General features: G+C 49.2%; 14 protein-coding genes. All 14 read right to left on the reverse strand.

Annotated features, from left to right (window positions below; translation table 11 throughout):
- Positions 1-236 precede the first annotated feature (236 nt).
- A complete protein-coding gene (locus CXK86_RS13900; protein ID WP_036673756.1) occupies positions 237-755 on the reverse strand; it encodes a (2Fe-2S)-binding protein in 519 nt (172 codons plus the stop codon).
- On the reverse strand, positions 752-3,217 hold the full coding sequence (locus CXK86_RS13905) for a molybdopterin cofactor-binding domain-containing protein (RefSeq protein ID WP_076250352.1): 2,466 nt from the start codon (positions 3,215-3,217) through the stop codon (positions 752-754). Before CXK86_RS13905 ends, CXK86_RS13900 begins: the two co-directional genes overlap by 4 nt.
- Before the next feature lie 33 nt (positions 3,218-3,250).
- Positions 3,251-4,165, reverse strand: a complete 915-nt coding sequence (locus tag CXK86_RS13910; RefSeq protein ID WP_076250350.1) for an FAD binding domain-containing protein — start codon at positions 4,163-4,165, stop codon at positions 3,251-3,253.
- 286 nt (positions 4,166-4,451) lie between these two features.
- On the reverse strand, positions 4,452-5,096 hold the full coding sequence (locus tag CXK86_RS13915) for a nucleotidyltransferase family protein (protein WP_179087844.1): 645 nt from the start codon (positions 5,094-5,096) through the stop codon (positions 4,452-4,454).
- Positions 5,068-6,348: an XdhC family protein gene (locus tag CXK86_RS13920; protein WP_076250347.1), complete on the reverse strand. Its 1,281-nt coding sequence runs from the start codon at positions 6,346-6,348 to the stop codon at positions 5,068-5,070. The genes CXK86_RS13915 and CXK86_RS13920 overlap by 29 nt, the downstream gene beginning before the upstream one ends.
- A gap of 42 nt (positions 6,349-6,390) precedes the next feature.
- Entirely contained in the window at positions 6,391-7,713 is a 1,323-nt protein-coding gene (locus CXK86_RS13925) for a 5'-deoxyadenosine deaminase (protein WP_047843321.1), read from the reverse strand.
- Between the two features lie 138 nt (positions 7,714-7,851).
- A complete protein-coding gene (gene ggt / locus CXK86_RS13930; RefSeq protein ID WP_076250346.1) occupies positions 7,852-9,447 on the reverse strand; it encodes a gamma-glutamyltransferase in 1,596 nt (531 codons plus the stop codon).
- Positions 9,441-10,682 carry a pyridoxal-phosphate-dependent aminotransferase family protein gene (locus tag CXK86_RS13935; protein WP_076250345.1) on the reverse strand — a complete coding sequence of 414 codons (1,242 nt, stop codon included), beginning with the start codon at positions 10,680-10,682 and terminating at the stop codon, positions 9,441-9,443. Before CXK86_RS13935 ends, ggt begins: the two co-directional genes overlap by 7 nt.
- Positions 10,683-10,688: 6 nt before the next feature.
- Positions 10,689-11,996 (reverse strand): M20 family metallo-hydrolase, encoded by a 1,308-nt coding sequence (locus CXK86_RS13940; RefSeq protein ID WP_076250343.1) that lies wholly within the window; start codon positions 11,994-11,996, stop codon positions 10,689-10,691.
- Positions 11,993-13,396, reverse strand: a complete 1,404-nt coding sequence (gene allB, locus CXK86_RS13945; protein WP_076250340.1) for an allantoinase AllB — start codon at positions 13,394-13,396, stop codon at positions 11,993-11,995. The genes CXK86_RS13940 and allB overlap by 4 nt, the downstream gene beginning before the upstream one ends.
- Before the next feature lie 43 nt (positions 13,397-13,439).
- Entirely contained in the window at positions 13,440-13,817 is a 378-nt protein-coding gene (uraH, locus tag CXK86_RS13950; RefSeq protein WP_076250339.1) for a hydroxyisourate hydrolase, read from the reverse strand.
- Positions 13,817-15,322: a factor-independent urate hydroxylase gene (gene pucL, locus CXK86_RS13955; RefSeq protein WP_076250336.1), complete on the reverse strand. Its 1,506-nt coding sequence runs from the start codon at positions 15,320-15,322 to the stop codon at positions 13,817-13,819. Before pucL ends, uraH begins: the two co-directional genes overlap by 1 nt.
- A gap of 239 nt (positions 15,323-15,561) precedes the next feature.
- Positions 15,562-17,184, reverse strand: coding sequence for a PucR family transcriptional regulator (locus CXK86_RS13960; RefSeq protein WP_036613758.1), 1,623 nt, complete (start codon positions 17,182-17,184; stop codon positions 15,562-15,564).
- A 220-nt stretch (positions 17,185-17,404) separates the two neighbouring features.
- Positions 17,405-20,149: a CHASE3 domain-containing protein gene (locus CXK86_RS13965; protein ID WP_257467842.1), complete on the reverse strand. Its 2,745-nt coding sequence runs from the start codon at positions 20,147-20,149 to the stop codon at positions 17,405-17,407.
- Positions 20,150-20,379 lie beyond the last annotated feature (230 nt).

Raw genomic sequence — 20,379 nt, forward strand, 5'->3', positions numbered from 1 at the left:
AAACTTCTTTTGTACCAGTACTTTGAACATTATATCTCCTTTCTCTCTTCCGACTTGATAATTGACGAAAACGGTTCATAATCCAATCAATTTAGCGTATGAAACTTCATCTCACATTAGATGTGTACTTGAAAGAAAAACTGATAAACAACAAAAAAAAAGCATTCCTATTCGGATGCTTTTTCACGTATGTTTCTTCAATTGTCCTTGCTTATATCTTCGGCCTAGATCCCGCCTCAACTTACGGTTTCCTCGGCAGACGTTTCTTTTACCACACAGCGTTCCCCTGCCTTGCGTACCGCCCGAATAATGCCACCGTAGCCGGTACAACGACACAGATTCCCGCACAATCCCGTTTCAATCTGTTCTTGAGAAGGCTCAGGATGTGCATCCAGTAATGCCTTGGTTGAGATCACCATGCCCGGAGTGCAATAGCCGCACTGAAAGCCACCTTCCTCCACAAAAGCCTGTTGAATCGGATGCAGAGTGCCTTTCTCCTCGCCGTGCAGACCTTCAATCGTCATAATGTCACTGCCTTCACATTGATAAGCCATGACAAGACAGGAGTTCACGGGTTCTCCATCCATCAGAACCATACATGCGCCGCAGCGACCAACTTCGCAGGATACTTTGGTACCCGTTAGTTGCAAATGAGTCCGAAGCACATCGACAAGTCGGGTCGTTTGCGCGATCTCCAGATGTTTCTGTTCGCCATTCACAACGGCTGTCCAGTGATTCTCAAGTGGTTTACTCATGATGGACTCACTCCTTCCTGCAAAGGTACATTTAAAGGTCTGACCAGTTGTTCCCTCGGTACAGGAAGACGGTTAACCCATACGCCTGTCGCCTGATGAATTGCGGCTGTAATGGCCGGCGCAAGCGCAACGGAGCCTATCTCACCGATCCCCCTAGGGCCAAATGCATCACCTTCGGGTAAGTCTTCAATAGCCTCAACCTCCAGATTGGTATGAATATCCTGAATGGTTGGGATCAGATACGTGTCGAGGTTCGTGGTTACATAACGGCTGTCCTGCATGACCGCATCCTCCGTTAACGTGAATCCAAGTGCCATGACACTCCCGCCTTCAATCTGTCCGATATAACCCATCGGGTTGATAACCGGGCCTGCCGCTACAACATGGCGCGTATCAAGAAGCTTGGTTTCTCCGCTCAAAGTATTTACTTCCACCTCTGCCGCAACCGCCGCATACGTATACAAATAATGCCCGCCTACCACGTTGTCTGGCGTAGTTGGGTAATCAAACTTTGTATCAAAAATCCATTCATCGGCTTCGCCCTGCGTCGCGAGTTCGGCATACGAGATCACTAAGCCTGATGAAACTCCCTGTTTCGCCAGGTATTGAGATGCACCTAAATAACTACTTTCAGCAGTTTGATCACTTTCAGTCCCTCCAGCAACGATATCAGCCACTTCAGTTCTTTCAGCCTTCTCGCTCTTTCCTGTTCTTTGCACATCTGTTTCTACTTCTGAACTTTCGGCAGGAAGCTGGCCTTTGCGCCATATACCACCAGGTCCTGTTAACAGTTCATCTGCCGGAACGCCTGACATTTCAGACGCGACAGCGAGAACACGGGAACGAAATGGAGTCTGCAAGCGTTGAAGAGCCATCCATGCCATCGTTGTTGAACGTGAAGCTGTACTTGATCCGCTGTGGGGCACACGATCCGTATCGCCGATGATAATACTGAGATCCGATGTACTGCATTGGAACAGATCACATAACATAATTTCCAGCGTTGCAATGAGCCCCTGACCAAATTCCTCGTAGCTGAACGCCACCTCAATCTTGCCTTCGTTGTTCAGGGACAGGCGGCCTCCTGCAGGATCTGGAATGCCATAACCCAGCCCTGCACCATGCATGGCGATGGCTGCTCCGACTCCGCGTTTGATCCACGGCGGCAGAGCAGGATCTGCCGGGGGACTCTGATGTTTTTGCCACAGTTCGGAGCGATCCAATGCCTCCCACACTTGGGACAGTCCATCCGTAACCAGAATGCGTTGATTCAGTGGTCCAGGATCATTCTTTTCCCTCATATTACGTCTGCGGAACTCCCAAGGGTCCATGTTCATGATTGCTGCAAGTCGATCCATCTGGCCTTCCATGGCAAAAATCGCCTGATTCCCGCCAAATCCGCGAAACTCACCTGACAGCCCGTTATTCGTATATACAGATACGCCTTCCACATCCACATTTGGAATAGCGTACGGTCCAAGGCAATGCTCGGTACAGAAGTTCAGTACGGGTGCACCAAGTGTGGCGTACGCTCCGGTATCTGCTGTTATACGGACACGATGCGCTTGGATGATGCCTTCTCGACTCATGCCGGTCTGCATTTCAATCTTCATTGGGTGACGTTTCAGTCCTGCACGCACGGATTCTTTACGAGAATTATGCATTTTCACAGGACGTCCGCATCTCAAGGCCAGTAGTGCACCATAGGGCTGTACGTTTAGTTCATCTTTTCCGCCAAACGAACCACCAATCGGTGAAGACACCACCCGGATATCTTCTTCAGGACAGCCAATAATGCGTGCAAGCTGCATCCGGTCTTTATAGCCATGTTGCGTTGCCGCGTATACATTCAGCCTTCCCTCTTCATCCGGGACAAACAGGCCACCTTCTGTCTCCATGTACGCATGCATCTGACGAGGCGTATAATACGTCTCTGTCACGATATGATCACACGTGGCAAAGGCTTGCTCAACATCTCCGCGTTTAATCTCCGTCCGATGCAGCACATTACCTGGACCATGCTCATGCAGCTCTGGTGCGCCGGGAGCCAATGCAGCGTCTGTACTATTCAGCGGAGTGAGTTCCTCATACTCTACACGGATCGCATCCAGTGCAAGCGCCGCACGTTCCGGGGAATCCGCAGCAACCGCTGCAATGGCGTCCCCAACATAACGAACAATATCCTCGCAGAACACAGGCTGATCCGGGGTCGCTATGCCAAAACGATTCAGACCAGGCACATCTTTGGAGGTCAAAACCGCATAGACACCTTCCAACGCCTCAGCTTCCGAAGTATCTATAGACAATAGACGAGCATAAGGATATTCGCTTCGCAATACTCTGCCATGGATCATGTCAGGTAACGTCATATCCGTCAGATATTGAAGTTGGCCTGTAACTTTGGGTGCCCCATCTGGCCGCAGGTGCCAGCGTTTCCCGCTCTGTTTCCGATTCAGCAGCATGATGCCTCTCCTCCTTTCCTTGATCGAAGTCTTCTATTCGTGAAGTGCTTCCCATAGCCCGGCACCAAGCATGTTGCCTGCGGTCTGTTTGCGATAATGTTCCGTTGCAAATACATCGCCATACGTCGTAAATTCGTCAGTCACAGCAGCTGCAAGAGTTGCTGCTTGCATGACAGTAGCTTCGCTACCAAGAAGCTGTTGTTCCGACTTCAGAAGTCGCATCGCCATGCCTGAGCCTCCACCAGCCGCAATCGCAATCTTGGTCCAGCGGTTATCCAAATCAATCTCACCGTATAACGCAACCGTCACCAGCGAAGCACTGAACGTCTCCCGTCGACCCAGCTTGCGGTAAAAGGAAACTTCTCGTGCAGCAGGTCTGTGCTCACTGTCCACATCAAACATAGATGACGGTCTCATCGGGATATGAATCGAGATTAATACGTCCCCTGGATTACGGCTGCCATCCCGTCCACCCTGAAGCCAGGAAGACACACTGCGGATCTCAATGCCGCTGTCTGTCAACCAGTGCAGCTCCGCATCATATACAAGCAAAGCAGGCAGCGTATCCCCTACTCCGGACACAATGTTCCCGCCAATGGTTGCCACATTACGAATGGAAGGGGCCGCAATTGCATTCACCGCTTCTTGCAGGATCGGCAGATGATGCAGCAACGCTTGTGCAGCACATTCCTTTAATCGGGTCATTGCGCCAATGACCATCTCATCTCCACGAATAGATATACCGCTCATTCCAGGAATACAACCCAGACTAATCATGTGTTCAGGCGCTGGAACCAAGCCACCCTCCCACTGGGTTCGTAACAATGTTCCACCTGCCGAGAAACAACATATCCCCTTGAGTCTACTTCTCAACGTTTGCAGTTCTTGCAGGTTCTCAGGCTGCCATACCGATGGCATGGCTCCAGAACCGTATGCCGGTGTTACCATCGCTGCATCCCCTTTCTCTCTCTTCCTTGGGCAGGAAATTCAACCGTCTGATCCAGATAATTCTTCAAATCATATGAGAGTTCAGCAGCAACGTCAATTACCTTTACATCGTTTTGGATAAATGTATAAAACCTGCGTTTTATTTGTGCTTGATGCATCATGATCTATCGAAAGCCAACATTGGCTCTCTTTCACCATACTTGAAAAGAAGACAAACAGGCCAACCAGAATGCTTGGCTGACCTGATCATTTCATTAAATTATACATAGTCATTAATCTTCTCCTGTTATTTAGTCTGCCTTCCCGATTCATATACATGACTCAAAATGCGTTCCAATTCCGGTTCTGTATCCGCATCCCAGAAACTAGTCTCAGACAGAAGTACATGTACACCTGAATAGTTAGCGCTGCGCATAATCTTGCGTGCCCCCTCATCTCCATGCAAGGATAACAGAGGGCCAAACATATGGGAGCGAAAAGCAACGGGCGGCTTGCCTCCCTCACCGTCGGTAGCTGCGACATAGTCACATAACTTGTGGGTAGCCAGTTCTGTAGTCACCCGATTAATATCCTGCGTCTTTAATAAAGGCTGATCACCCAGTAACATGAGAATGCCCTCCGGTTTGTACTGCATGGCCGACAATACGCCAGAATGAAGAGAATTGGCCATACCGCAAGCATAGTCAGCACAGGCCACAATTCGAAGTCTTGCTGTGGGATGATAGGCATACGCGGCAGAATCAAACCATTTTACAGGCAGCCATGCCAGCGAATCTTCCGGTTTGACCACACAGACCACTTGATCTAGCTCCGAATTCAGCGCAGCTTCCAGTGACCAGCCAGCCAGGGACCTCCCGTCTGGCATGACAACCGAGAGTTTATCCCGACCAAGCCGACGACTCTTACCTGCTGCCAGAACTATGCCCGTCATTCGCATGCACAACGCTCCCCTTCTGCACCTCAGAACTCAATGAAGAAACCTTATGTTTACATGAGATCAATTCTGCTGCAATGCTGATGGCAATCTGTTCGGGACCGTCTGCTCCGATACTCAAACCAACGGGAGAATGCACATATTTCAACGGTGGTAAGCCATCCAGCAGACGGGCTGTTCGTGTTTTGGAACCCATGATGCCAAGGTACGTATACTCACAGTCCACTAACATCTCCAGCAGTTCACGTTCGCGAGGAAAGTTGTGACTCATCAGAATTAAATAATCCCCTTTGTTTACGTTTAACAGAGGCATGATCTCACATGGGAAACCCAGTACAAGTTCGGTTCCAGGGAATCGTTCCGAGGTGCATAAAGACTCTCGCCAATCGGCTACCACAACACGGAATCCTGCGGATTGGGCGAGTCTGGCAACAGGTATAACATCATTCCCGGCTCCGATGATAATTAGGCGAGGTTTAGGCGTGTACAGTGAAGTGAGTTGCTGTGGAAGGTCCCAGGGATTCGTTGAAATCCCGTCATTTGTAGGTATTTCAGCATCAGTATCAGAGATATGTTGTGAATCACCGGATAGATGGGAAGAGTGAGTTCCATTTGACGTAGCAGTTACCATGTCAGGCACAAGCGTAAGGCGAGGTATGTCGGGAGAATGTTGTTTTGATGCCGAATGTTCATGCTTGATATTACCACTGCTGTGCTGTACCTCAATTTGCAATGAAGCTGGATTATAATTCGCCACGCGATCATGAAGAGGGACGAGCGAAGGACGTAAGATTGGCTGGCGCCGTGTACTTGTAGGCTCAATCCGTTTCCATCCATATTCAACCCTTGTGTAATCATCTTGGAACGTTCGGATTAACGTTGTTGTAGCCCCGGATTGCAGACACTCATGCATCTTCTGCAAAATATGTCGGAGTTCACCACACACAGGTTCAAGCAACACAACAACGAGTCCGCCGCACCCAATCGTCTCACCCCAAGACAGATCATCCTCGGGACGCATGTCGTATTCCGCGAATTCCATCTGGTTTGTATCCAGCACATGGCTCACCCGGGCCTGAAGATCACTCTCCAGACATCCCGGACTGATACTGCCAACCATTTTGCCATCCTCAGTCAACAGCATAGAGACTCCCTGCTTACGGTAAGCATGACCCTCTACCTTAATCGCTGTTGCGAGCACGCAGCGCGTTTCACGGGCTGCAATTGCACACAGATCATGCATTTCCATAGCGGTCCCCATCCTTTCTGGAATTGCATAAACTTCCTTCGATCAGATACGTTTCATCAATCTCGCAATACTCTTATCCGACTCACGCAGCACAATGCCACGATCAATCGTCTGAATCTTACGATTCTTGAGTACAATGCTACCATCGATAATAACGGTATCCACACAGCTACGTGTTGCGGAATACACTACGCGGGAATAGACATCCGTCTCATAGGAAGGGTATGTGTGGAAATCATCCAGATCCAGCAGCAGCATATCTGCCTTTTTGCCCACTTCGAGACTGCCAATTTCCTTCGACAAGCCAAGCACTTCTGCTCCGCCCATGGTAGCCATGCGTAATACGGTCCGAGCATCCATCACCGTTGGACCATGAGGAATCTTCTGCATCAGGGCCGTCAGGCGCATCTCCTGAAACATATCCAGATTATTGTTGCATGCGGCACCATCTGCCCCAATCCCAACCGCGATCTGCCGATTCAGTAGATCCGGAATATCTGCTACCCCGGAGGAAAGTTTCATATTTGATCCAGGACAGTGAGTGACTTTGACACCACGTTTGCGGATGATCTCCTTCTCTTCCTCACTCAGCCATACACAGTGTGCCAGTACCAATCTGGGGGTCGCCAGACCGATATGATCGAGGTATACGATGTTACGCATTCCGCGTTCGTGTTCTACCAGTTCAATCTCTCCGCGATTCTCGGAGGCATGGGTGTGGACTTTGACATGATATTTATTCGACAGGTCGCGCACCTCTACCAGCAATTCTTCGGTACACGATACAACGAAGCGTGGACAGAAAGCATACTGAATGCGACCTCCGCCAAACCCGTTCCATTTCTCCAGCAGATCCACACTCTGTTGTAGCGAAGTTGCTGTATCCTCACGCAGGGGTTCCGGAACTTCGTCTCCATGATCCATCATCACTTTGCCAGAGATGACCCGGATGCCGCTCTGTGCCATCGCCTGAAACGCCGAGTCCGTGTGATGTACCGTCTCCATATCCAGAATGGTCGTGGTTCCGCTGGAGATCAATTCGCCGAGTCCAAGCATTGCCGAATAATACACGGACTCCTCATCATGCGCTGCTTCCAGCGGCCAGATACGTTGACGGAGCCAATCCATCAGTTCCAGATCATCCGCACGTCCACGGAACAAGGTCTGACACAGATGAATATGCGTCTGGATGAAACCTGGCAACAGCACTTTACCACGAGCATCAATGACTTGGTCAGCTTGCATGTCGATGTGCGCTGCAATCTCCTTGATTTTATTATCCTCGATCAACAGATCTCCAATGAACACTTCCTCTTCTGCATTCATCGTCACAAGCTGTGCACCTTTCAGCAGGATCGTTCCCATGCCAATCTCCCCTATCTGTGTCTGTCTATATATTACAACTCATACATATTTACACTTGCACTCCGATGACAGACCAATCTTCCGATCGCTGTTATCGTGTAAATATCTAGTTGAACTTATAAATGTCCAATGTAGCTGTTACCACCCAATAGCCATACCATCACCTCTAGGGTCTGCTGCGCCACTAATCATGCCGTCCTCACGAATGACAATGCCTTGCGACTGTCCCATAATGCCGTCCCACGGCGCTCTCGCTTCAACGTTATGTCCCCATTGGGCAAGGGTTGCACATACGTCATCGTGATATCGGTTCTCCACACGCATCGTATCGCCTTCTTCGCCCCAGGTACGTCCATACACCCAACGCGGCAGGCTGATTGCTTCCTGAATGTTCAGCCCATAATCAAGCACTCCGGTAAGCACAGATAATTGTGTCTGCGGCTGCCCTTCTCCCCCCTGTGTACCCACGAGCATATAAGGTTTGCCATCTCGTGTAACAAGGCCCGGCATGAGGGTGTGGAATGAGCGTTTGTTGGGTTCCAGAACGTTGGCATCCCTCAGATCTAAGGAGAAAAACGACCCCCGGTTCTGCATGATAACCCCCGTATCCCCCGGAACATACGCTGCACCGAAGTCAAAATACAGGCTTTGGATGAATGAAACGGCATTGCCTTCGCTATCAACAACCGCTGCATACGCGGTGTCCTGACCTATCGTTTTGGACAAAAACGGCTGTGCCACAGGTGGAGCAGACTGAATCTCATTCCACAATTGGTCTCCGTAATCCTTGGATAACAGATGATCCAGCGGAATGTCCCTGAAATCCGGGTCCGTCAGATAACGATCACGATCACGAAACGCCTTTTTCACCACTTCCGCCATCAGATGATAGAATTCCGGTGAGGTACGTGCTACAGAGGACAGATCCGTATGCTCCAGCATATTTAACATCATCAGCATCGAGAATCCCTGCGAGTTGGGCGGCATCTGATGAACTTCATAACCACGATACTCCGTGCTAACGGGTTTCACCCACTCGCCCCGATGCCCTGCAAAGTCTGCTGGGGCAAGCATGCCCCCATCCTCACGAATAGCCGAAGTCAGACGATTCGCGAGTTCTCCTGTATAAAAAGAGTCTCTTCCACCCGTCTGAATCAGACGAATGGAGGCAGCAAGATCAGGCTGGATCAGCAGCTCACCTTCCTGCAAAAGTGTACCCAAAGGCGCAAATACCGCTCGCAGCGGTGTATGCCCCATAATGAAATCTTCATCCCTTTCCATCCACAAGCGGAGATTCCGGGATACAGGGCATCCTTTTTCCGCATACTGCGCGGCAGGTTCAAGCAACTGCTCCCACGGTAACTTACCGTACCGTGACCAGACTTCCCACCAGGCATCCACCATTCCCGGAACTGTGATGGCACTAAGCACACCACGTTGAGGGATGGCATTCATGCCCATCGCTTTGAACGTATCCGCATGAATGCCTGCGGCTGAGCGGCCACTTCCGTTATAGGCGGTAATCTCACCGCTGGCTCCGTCATGAATCAGGAAGAAGGCATCCCCGCCAAGTCCGGTCATATGCGGATATACCACACCCAGAGCTGCACTGACCGCAACAGCGGCATCATAAGCATTCCCGCCCTGCTGGAGGATGGAGCTTCCCACTACACTTGCCAGATAATGAGGAGAGGTGACCATAACCTCTCTGGAGATTGGCATCTGATTTAACATAAGGCACCCTCCTTCCCTGCATACACATCCAATGCGGCCTGCACCGCTTCACCGGCTGGTAATACGTGACGATGACGGAGAAGAACAGCTTCCAGCGCTCCCAGCACATGAAGTACGTTCTTGCGTTGGCAGCTGAATCCCATTGTACCGATCCGCCAGATCTGCCCTTTCAACGGTCCAAATGAACTGGCAATCTCAATGCTGAAATCGTTCAGTAACATGCTGCGCACCGACTCACCATCGATCCCCTCCGGAATCGTGATACAAGTGACCACCGGAAGTTTACTGGACATATCCCCATACAACTGTAGTCCCATTCCCTGAATTCCAGCAACCAACGCACGTTCATTCACCAGATGTCTCTGGAACCTTGCCTCCAATCCTTCTTGCAGCAGAATACGTAATCCTTCGTGAAGACCGTAGAGCATGGAGGTAGCTTCTGTATGGTGGTTCAACCGTGCTGAACTCCAGTAATCCTGCAATTGGCTCAGGTCAAAATAATTGCTGGCAATCGTGCGGCCTTCTGCCCTCGCACTGGTTGCATCTCGCAGTCCGCGTTCAACTGTTTTGCGGCTCATCAGTTTCTGCTCCACTCGACTGTTGTATGTGAGAGGTGCCATCCCTGAAGGAACAGACAGGCATTTCTGCGTACCACCCATTACCGCATCCAGATGCCAGGCATCCGTCTCTACCGGAGTCCCACCAATGGTTGCTACAGCATCTACAACGAGTAAAATATCAAGGTCGCGACAGGCTTTGCCAATCTCGGCAAGGGGCTGCATCTGACCGGTGGAAGTCTCACCGTGAACCATTGCAACCAGACTTGGTTTATGGGTATGGATCGCCTTGATCACCTCTTCCGGATCAAATACCGTTCCCCATTCCGTTTCAAAAAAGACAACCTCTGCACCGCAACGTTCCGAGATTTCAACCAGCAGATGTCCGAATCGCCCGTAGATCGGAACGAGAACTTTGTCACCGGGCTGAATTAGGCTGACCAACACAGCTTCTATCCCTGAACGGGATGTACCATCAACTGGATAACACCACTCGTTATCTGTCATATACAGCTCTCGCAGCATCGCCATTGTCTCGTTCATCAAGGATGTGAACTCCGGGTCAAACTGCCCCAGGATCGGAAAGGATAATGCTCTTAGCACACGCGGATCAACCTCAACGGGTCCCGGGGTCATAATGGTCCGCAAGGACGGAGATAACTCTTTATAGTTGGACATCTGCATTCAACTCCCGTAACCGTATTTATAGAGTAGCCGGACCAGAACCTGAAAACCGTGAATCAGGTCTGCTTCAGCTGTATATTCAAGTGGATTATGACTAATACCGTCCTGGCTCGGCACAAAGATCATGGCCGTCGGACAAGCCGGCTGAAAAATCTGCGAATCATGTCCCGCGCCGCTTGGCATTAACCAGTAGGACAACTGCTCCTGCTCACAGGTATCCTGAATGTCTGAGATCATCTGTGCGTTCATGGGAATAGGTGTGACGGATAGATGCTCTTCCCAGTCCAGTACAAGCTGCTGCTCGGCTGCGATACGACTAAATGCCTGGAGCATATCCTGCCAACAGCGATCAATACTCTCCTGCCGGATATGGCGGATATCGAGTGAAAACACCGCCCGTGCTGCAACTACATTCCCAACACCCGGATCGGCCGTGATTCGCCCAACCGTAGCTACAAGCGGTTCTCCTGCATCCAATGCGACACTCCTTACCACAGTAATCATCTCGGCTGCTCCGGCAAGTGCGTCTTTGCGCCAGGACATCGGCGTCGTTCCTGCGTGATTCGCTTCCCCGCTTACGGTAATACTGAACCGCTTCTGACCTACGATATCGGATACAACTCCAATCGAATGTCCAAGACGTTCCAGAACCTGACCTTGCTCAATGTGAAGCTCAATAAAGGCACCGTAATTTTTCGCGGCAGGTCTATATGCACTATCAGGTCCAAAACCCGCATCCCGGATCGCTTGTGCAAAGGTAACGCCGTCTTGATCCTTCAGATGCTCTACATCTTCCAGAGCCGTTATTTCTGTTATACTGCGTGAACCCCAATACGCAAAAGGGAATCGACTTCCCTCTTCTTCGCATAACGATACCACTTGAAGTGTTCGCTTCGGTGCTCCAAAATGCTTCTGTAAATACTCCAAAGCAAGAACACCAGCCACCACACCGTAAGCACCATCATATTTGCCGCCATACACCACCGTATCAATATGTGATCCGGTCACAATCGGCAATTCTTCAGCACCAGTCGCTGATTCCTTACCCTCACTCTTGAGTGTGCCATACAGATTACCGGACTGGTCAAATTCGGGAGACAGCCCTTTCTCCTGCATTTTGGCTGCAAGGGCACCTTGTGCTTCACACCAAGCCGAGTCATACAACAGTCTTGTAACGCCGCCCTGTGCATCCGCGCCATATGTCGACAGCCAGTCAAGCATGGCTTGCAGCTCCACCTGTTCCACATCCGGCAAAGGAAGAGGTGCATTATTTGTACCGGATGACCGGTATACTCCAGATTCTGTCATGGCGTCTCCTCCATTCCCGCTTCGATGGGACTAGAAGAGTAAGCCACAATGTGTTGCCCGAGAGGCACAGGAGATAATCCGGATTCCGAGTTATATACCCGTTGCCCACGGCAAAATACGTCTGCAATCTGACAGTTAAATGTACGTCCCACATAAGGGCTCTGTTTATGCGTATAGAGCAGATCCTCCGTGTTCAGGGTTGTGCTTCTCTCCCAGTCAATCAGAACGAGATCTGCATCCATGCCAACTGCAATCTCCCCTTTACTCTCCAGACCAAGCCTTCTGGCAGGCTGCAGGGAGAGTACTCTTCCGAGCAACGGGAGGTTTATATTACGCTGAAGATGTCCGTCCTCCAGCATGATTAGCAGTGTGCTTTGTGCACCGGATATACCGCCCCAGATTTCAAAAAAGTTATCGGATTGTTTCATGGATGGCGGACATGGAGAATGGTCTGAAGCAATAACATCAATTAATCCTGACGTCAGTGCATCCCATAACAGCTCCTGTTCGGAAGAGCTGCGAAGCGGTGGAGCGCATTTCGCTACAGCACCCAATCGGACCACATCCTGATCAATTAGCGTCAGATAATGAGGGCATGTCTCCGAAGTGACATCCTGCCCACGCCGTTTGGCCGTTGCAATCAGATCCAGTGCTTCCCGGGTGCTAATGTGCACAAAATGCAGCGCACACCCGGTCTGTTCACCGTATCTCAATGCCCGCGCAACCGCGACGACTTCGGCTTCAACAGGACGGGACCGGACATAATCCATCGGTTCAGTCTTTCCCTCCGCAATGCTTTTCGCGCCGAGTTCGGCAACCATGCCTTCGTCCTCTGCATGAAGTGCCAGCACACGTTTTAATGTTGCAATTTCATGCATTCCGTCCAATAGCGTGTGGTCATCGGCTCTGGCAAAGATGTCTTCCCCTTCGCCTCCCGGCTCAGACATAAATGCCTTGAATCCGGCAGCACCCAACCCTGCCAGTGGCGCAAGTTCCTCACGATTGCCGGGAACCAAACCTCCCCAGAAGGCATAATCAACATAGGATTGGTCTGCCGCTGCTTTCATTTTCATCTCCCATGCTTCCGGCCTTGTGGTTGGTGGTACACCGTTAAGCGGCATATCGACATAGGTCGTGATTCCCCCTGCGGCAAGGGCTGCCGAACCCGATCGAAATCCCTCCCAACTGGCGAGTCCGGGTTCATTGAAGTGTACATGAATGTCCACGACACCCGGCATCACTGTAAGCCCCTCAGCTTCTATGATGCAAGTCGCTTCACCAGCGGTCAGCCGCGTGGATAGTTCCGTTATTTTTTCACCAGTTATGCCAATATCCAGTTGCTCTACCCGATCTCTCAGCACCACCCGGGCCCCCCGGATGATGGTATCAAATGTTGTCATGTGGATGACCCTCCCCCTGAATCAGAACCGGATGTGTGCATGTTCAGCTTCCCCGGTATGTACTGTAACCTCCTGGAGCAATCAATAATGGAATATGGTAATGGCTTAAGCCATCAGATACGGCAAAACGAATCGGAACAATCGTCCATAATGCCTGGCCTAGCTCCTCCAACGAACGCTGTGCGTAATAACTCTCGACATGGAATTGAAGCTCATATATGGCTGGCTCCAACTTGCCACCATCCAACAGCGGTGCATCCAAACGTCCATCCGCATTGGTCACCGACTCAGCCACTTTTGTCTTGCTTTCCTGCTCCCCATCCCTCTTCAGGGTATACAGCTCGATCCGAACACCCGCAGCAGGCACGCCTTTGGATGTATCCAGCACATGAGTTGTAATTCGTCCATCAGACAGCGCCATTAGACGTCACCTGCTTTCCCGGAGTCACGGCCGTCTGTTCCCAGATCATCCCTTGTCATCGAGAAACCCTGGAATCCATATGGCGGTCTCGGCTCGGTAAACACTTTGCCTTCCCCCTCGTTCACTTCCTCCAGCACTGTCTCCCATGTCCGGTTGTTGGACTCAAATGAAACCTCACTCAGTTGCTCGAATCGACTTAACAACCTTCGTCCAATCTGGTAGATCAGATGTTGAATGGAAGCGGATCGACACTCATGAAATACCGCAGCAGCCAAATCTCTGACCTGTTCCGCCGCTACATACCGTCCACGCTGATCGTCCATGCCATCTCTCGGATCTTCATAACGCCAATTGATGTTCAGAAAAATAAATAACGGTCGATCCCATGTCTCTGGAAGAGTGGTATATTCATCCTGCATGAATCCGGCAAATTCACTGCCTTTGACCTTGATCAGTCTCAGATCGGCTACACCACTGAAATGGTTGCTGAGTTCAATCGAGTCTCCTGATCGTTCTGCTTCCACAGCAGCTGTCGCCCGATCATTCTGCGAATAACGAAATACGAGCGCACTCGGTCGATAACTTCCTTCTAATCCAATGGGTATATCTTCAAACGGAATCTGGTCCGCTGTCATCTGAACCTTGCTCATCTGCGGATACGTCTCCAGGAAACGCCGACTTACCAGCGCAAGAAATCCTTCCACCGTCGCTCCTGTGTAATCCGCTGCATGTTTGAGAATGAAATTTTTCATCGAATCGGTTGCGACCACCAGCGAATTATCCCCTTCTGCAAAAGAAGGCAAGAATTCATCCCCCTGCACAGCCACCTTGATGTTCAATCCAAACAGAATATTGCTGCGTCCCATAAAAGGAGATTCCGGAATGGACTGGATACCCGTCAACGGTTTGGCGTAGGAACGGTACATCCACACATCCCCTTTACCGTAATACATCGTCCGCTGCTGCACTGTGGCTGGCTTGCTCACGAACTCATGTTCATGACCGATCTGTGCAAGCCACTGCTCCAAACGAATGCCCGCAATTTTGAATACTTCCTTCATTGCAGTCTCGAATTCTTCTTCCCTGCCTCGGCGATGACGTTGCCGCATGGATTCGAGGACGGAACTTGCGGTATGGCCTTTAACGGCCAATATGAATGGAAAGCCAAATTGGCTTGTATATACTTTGTTTAATTGTTGAATTTCGTTGAATTGTTCCTGTGAAAGTGAATCCAGCCCTGCACCAGCCTGCTCCTGAACGGAGTTGCTGCTCATGCTGATTCGCGCTCCAAGATCCGGGTGATTTCGAAGCAACTGCAACTTCACCTGGTCATCCGATGCCTGAACCACGTTTTTCATCACTTTCATCATCTGTTCAAATGAATCAAAAGGTCGTAAAAGCCCGGCTCGCTCAGCCACCCATGGTGATTCCTCAAATAAGCCCCCAAACGTATGCACAAACTGTGTGATAGACCAGTTGTTAACAAGTTTAATTAAGTCGCTCATGTTAGAACCTCCGGTCTGTTGTGGATTATTGTTCTTCATTCTAAGTGCCGTTCAATGTCGCGACAACAATATTTACGCAATTTTGTAATATAACATAACATCAGAGTTGTGATTTGTTTGCTGTGCACGGGAAGAGCAGCTTTAGTTACCCTTAAACATGAAAAAACCGCACTCCATCAACGGAATGCGGTTCTTGGGGGTCTAACCCGGTAGCATTGTCATGTTGCACAATGTGCGGTCTAGAGTTGGACATTGTGCGGTCTTGCAGCTGCTTTGTCCCGCACAAACTTGCGGAAGGTGAATACCAGCTTTAACTTAAGAAGGTCATTCGTTTTCTTAAAGTCCATTTGCAGCAAGCTGCCGACTTTCTCCATCCGATAGGTAACGGTGTTGCGATGCACAAACAGTTGCTTGGCAGCTTCATTGATCAGTCCGTCATTCTCGATAAAGGACTCCAATGTATTCATCAGCACCTGATTGGGATCACCATCCCTGGCAAGTAGTGGTTCGAGTACTTTATTGCAGTAGTTCTCCATGATGTTATCCGGTACGTGTTGGAACACATAGGCAAATTCGAGCATTTCAAATTGCAACGCACGGTCTTTCATGCCGAATCGACGAGCCAGTTGTCGAGTATCCAGACACTCCTGGTATGCTTCACGGAGCGATTTGGGCTCATGTTTCATTTTGCTGATCCAGAAACGCGGAGCCGGTGCTCCTTTTGCTTCTTGCGCTGCCAGAACATCACCGAAACGGCTCAAGAGAAAACTTGACAGCTCCTCTCCATAATCTCGCCCTGTTGGACAGGTGTAGATGGACAGAATGCCATCTTCGATCTGAAAATGCTGTGAGGCCGTGAATTGCATCAGCGGATTGTATTGCAACTCACGATGAATCTGTTTAAGCAACTTTCCCTCGGCAAACAGAGTCGGCTCAAGTGTAATCAGTACGCACTGATAAGTTCCCTGGAATAGATGTACACCTTTGTTTTCACTCAAAGTGGTCAATTCCTGAACAGTCATTTTGTTATCCAGATACTGTGAAAGCAGTGTACGCATCTCATCTTGCACAGTCGGATTAATATGCTCGCGATAAGTCATATCCATATAAAATGCCAGTACATCCGCAGCCTGTTGGAACAGCTCTTCCTCCGCTCTAAGTGATAAGGCTGAATCGGTAAACACAAGCAACGATCCGTATTCTTCATCATTTTGCTTGATGGGTACGCGATGACAACTTCCCTGATTCCATTTCACTCGGTGCATGACGGATTTCCAAGGCCAGCCTTGGGTTACAGCATCCCCTGCAATGCCTTCACTACCATATAGCACATGCCCACGTGAACCAATGACAGCAAGCGGATAGTTCAGCACCGTGGCAAGTTCGGCAAATACATTCCGATGTGGCTGCTGTTGCAGTGCAAACTGCATTAATTTTTTCTGCTTTTGCACAACCTCATGCAGCAATCGGTTGCTACGTTCATGTTCAGCCTTGAACAAGGCATTCATCTGGTCGGAGAAGGTGAATTGAAAGGGGAGCTCAAGGAGTGGCAACCGAAGCCGATCGGCTTCCTCAACAATACCTTGGGGAATGGACTGCCAGAAACGTCCAAGTTTGATGCCGAGTCCTGCACAGCCGCGTTCATTCAAACGTCGCATCAAACGTAATGCATCCGTTTCACTGTCTTTCATAATAAAAGCGGTGGTGAACAACATTTCTCCGGATTTGATCCAATCCGCGATATCAGGAGCGTCCATGACGTTAACGGATTTCATCATCCGTGAAGTCCCTTCTCCACCCGCAACCAGTTTGGCCTCTGACAACGGGTACACCTGTAAAGCCTCTTTAACCGTAAGTTGCATGGACACTACCTCCCATATATATAACACAATATTATGTCATTCTGGTTAACGAAACTAATTCTCGCATTTTTCTTCTAAATAAATCCATATTCATGTGTTTAACTTTTATTTGTCGTTAAGTATTATAACATCAATTTTCCGAATAAAGCTTACACGGCAAAAAATAAAACCTATGACCTAATTACAGCGCACTTTCCTGTAATCGGCATAGGTTTTTAGATCAGATTTCCATGGTTTCGTGATTCATCCATAATTTCATACGGGATAATACATCTTTGATATTCAGTGGTTTGCTGAGATAGTCCGAAGCACCTGCTGCAATACATTTCTCCCGATCCTCTTTCATGGCCTTGGCTGTCAGCGCAATAATCGGAAGCTGAGTCAGACCAAGTCGTTCACGGATCTGGCGAGTTGTCTCATAACCATCCAGTTCCGGCATCATAATATCCATCATGATGATATCAGGCTTGACTCCTCCACGCTCCAGCAATTCCAGACACTCGTACCCGTTCTGCGCTGAAATGACATTCATACCGTATTGCTCAAGGGCGTTAGCCAGGGCATATACATTACGTATATCATCATCAACGACAAGTACTTGGCGTCCGCTGAGCAACGCTTCTTCCAGAGGTGTCAATAAAACATCCGATTGTCCGAAAGTGATTGAAGGAAGCTTATTGATCTCAGGTGTAGTGGTAGCCACCTCATCCAGGAACAACCGCGATGCATTCATAGTCTCAGGTTCATCTCTTCGCAGTGGCAGGAATAGCGTGAACACGCTGCCCTGCCCCTCACGACTTGTTGCCGAGATCGAACCCCCCAGCAAATTCGCAAGCGATTGAGAAATAGACAGGCCAAGTCCGGTTCCCCCGTATTTACGTGCTGTAGCTCCATCCGCCTGTTTGAAAGCATCGAAGATCTGCACGAGTTTGTTATCCGCAATTCCGATCCCTGTATCACTGACGGAAAAAGCAATCACGTCGGTCTCTTGATCTTTCAATTCAGGATGAGCCAGACTCATTTTGGAGATGGTTAAGGCAACTTCACCCTCACTGGTGAACTTGAATGCGTTTGAGAGCAGGTTTCGGAGAATCTGATGCAATCTCATCTCATCCGTCACGATCGTTTCCGGTAAAGGACTTTGGAGCTGAATTCGGAAATCTATTTTTTTCTGTTCCGCTGTTTTCAGGAAATACTGGTTCATAACTTCAGGAACACTGCCCAGATAGACATCATCGAAATCCACTTCCATCTGTCCGGCTTCCACCTTGGATAGATCCAGAATATCATTGATCAGATTCAGCAGGTCTTTTCCTGATTTGTGAATGACTGAAGCATAGTTCTGCTCTTCACTATTCAAGTGTTGATTTTTATTTTCAGACAATATCTCAGATAAAATCAACATGCTGTTGAGCGGTGTCCGCAGTTCATGGGACATGTTCGCCAAGAATTCGGATTTGTACCCCGAGCTCGTTCGTAACTGATCTGCCACAACCGAAAGTTCATTGGCTGATGTCTCTGCAGCACTCTTCTGTACTTCCAGACGATCGTTAAGCATATGAAGTTCTTCGGTCTGCATCTGCAGTTCCTCCGTCTGAGACAACATCTCTTCGGTCTGAGCCTGAAGTTTCTCCGATTGTGCCTGTAATTCTTCATTTAGAACTTGTGACTCATCATATAATTGCTGTAATTCCATGCGAGTGACGGTAGAGTGTAGGGAAACACTAAAAATATCCGTCAGTTCTTGCATTAGCTTCATATCATTCTCTTGCAACGGCTTCATTGAAGCAAGCTCGATTACCGCAATCGTTCTGCCTTCGAACAGGATCGGGACTACAGTAAGTGATGTGGCAGATGTATACCCAAGACCCGAAGAGATTCGGATATAGTTCTGGGGCAGATCATTCATGCGTAAAACTCGCTTCTCCACAGCACTTTGACCTACAAGCCCCTCACCCGGGGCAAGCGACACTTTACCGAGCGAACGTTCTTTCTCTCCATCCCCAGCATATGCAGCCACGCGCAACAGTCGATTGTCTTTCCAGTAATATAAGACGCTATAGGGAACTTCAAACAACACGGCAAGCTCGTTCAGGAACAAGCGGGACAATCCTTCCAGATTGGTCGGGTTCTGTAAGAGTGTGGCAATGCCTGTAATCTGGTCCTTGACCCGATTCTGTTCCTGTACTTCATCCAGTAATTTGTTGGTTTCGTGGCCCAGGTCTCCCACTTCATCATGTGTGCGCACCTGAATTCGCTGCTTCAGGTTTCCACCTTTGGAGATATCACTGATGGTTTGCATAACATCTCGCAACGTTTTGACGATATTTCCGGATATCACAATCGCAGCTGCAATGGATAATGCTGCAATAATACCCCACAGCGTGTACATAATCGTCAGCAGTGTGGAGCTGCGTCTGGCAAGTTCAGTAACCCTCGCCTCGGTCAGAGCGATCTCTGTATTACGGAAGGTTGTAAGTTGAGAGCGCAGCAGATCAATTTCAGTTTTACCCGGATCAGATTGAAAGAATGCAACAACTTTCGCTTGATCCCCTTGCTTTTTCAAGTCCACCGACGGCTCCCCAGCGATCTCAATCCAGCGTGTAATATGAGCTTTGATGCTTTGCAGACTCTGCTGCTGTGAAGGATTATCGCTAATGAGAGCATTCAACTGATCATAGTTGGAACTCCACTGGGATAGGCCTTGGGAATAAGGCTCCAAGTAACTTTCATTACCTGTAATCATGAATCCACGCTGTCCTGTCTCCATGTTCAAGACATTTTTTTCAATCGCGTTGGTCAGATTATGTACTTCCAGATCATGATGGGAGATAAAATCATTTTCCTTCTGTAACACATTAATTTGGGCCGTAAGCACTAACAGAACAGCTCCAAACAAAAGCACAACCACAAGATAGCCCAATAAAATTTTGGAGCGTATCGTAAATCTTCTCGTTTTTGACAACGCGGAAACCTCCAAATATATACGAATCCCATAATTAAATTAAAACTGGTGCATATGTAGTTTATATGTATACGTATAGTCTGACAAGCTTTAAGTTCATCGGTACTAGAGTAAAAGGCTGGCAAAACCCAGCCTCTCCTCATCAAACCGTACGTGAGGTTTTCCCTCATACGGCTTTCCGATGTTTGTCATTCATGGGCGTGCAGATTACAATAGCGTTTTTAATTCAT

Source organism: Paenibacillus sp. BGI2013 (assembly GCF_002843485.1).
Classification (GTDB): Bacteria; Bacillota; Bacilli; order Paenibacillales; family Paenibacillaceae; genus Paenibacillus; species Paenibacillus amylolyticus.

Excerpts from the sequence above, each read along its gene's own strand:
- CXK86_RS13900 (WP_036673756.1), bottom strand. The coding sequence starts at position 755 with ATGAGTAAACCACTTGAGAATCACTGGACAGCCGTTGTGAATGGCGAA.
- CXK86_RS13905 (WP_076250352.1), bottom strand. The coding sequence starts at position 3,217 with ATGCTGCTGAATCGGAAACAGAGCGGGAAACGCTGGCACCTGCGGCCA.
- CXK86_RS13910 (WP_076250350.1), bottom strand. The coding sequence starts at position 4,165 with ATGGTAACACCGGCATACGGTTCTGGAGCCATGCCATCGGTATGGCAG.
- CXK86_RS13915 (WP_179087844.1), bottom strand. The coding sequence starts at position 5,096 with ATGACGGGCATAGTTCTGGCAGCAGGTAAGAGTCGTCGGCTTGGTCGG.
- CXK86_RS13920 (WP_076250347.1), bottom strand. The coding sequence starts at position 6,348 with ATGGAAATGCATGATCTGTGTGCAATTGCAGCCCGTGAAACGCGCTGC.
- CXK86_RS13925 (WP_047843321.1), bottom strand. The coding sequence starts at position 7,713 with ATGGGAACGATCCTGCTGAAAGGTGCACAGCTTGTGACGATGAATGCA.
- ggt (WP_076250346.1), bottom strand. The coding sequence starts at position 9,447 with ATGTTAAATCAGATGCCAATCTCCAGAGAGGTTATGGTCACCTCTCCT.
- CXK86_RS13935 (WP_076250345.1), bottom strand. The coding sequence starts at position 10,682 with ATGTCCAACTATAAAGAGTTATCTCCGTCCTTGCGGACCATTATGACC.
- CXK86_RS13940 (WP_076250343.1), bottom strand. The coding sequence starts at position 11,996 with ATGACAGAATCTGGAGTATACCGGTCATCCGGTACAAATAATGCACCT.
- allB (WP_076250340.1), bottom strand. The coding sequence starts at position 13,396 with ATGACAACATTTGATACCATCATCCGGGGGGCCCGGGTGGTGCTGAGA.
- uraH (WP_076250339.1), bottom strand. The coding sequence starts at position 13,817 with ATGGCGCTGTCTGATGGACGAATTACAACTCATGTGCTGGATACATCC.
- pucL (WP_076250336.1), bottom strand. The coding sequence starts at position 15,322 with ATGAGCGACTTAATTAAACTTGTTAACAACTGGTCTATCACACAGTTT.
- CXK86_RS13960 (WP_036613758.1), bottom strand. The coding sequence starts at position 17,184 with ATGCAACTTACGGTTAAAGAGGCTTTACAGGTGTACCCGTTGTCAGAG.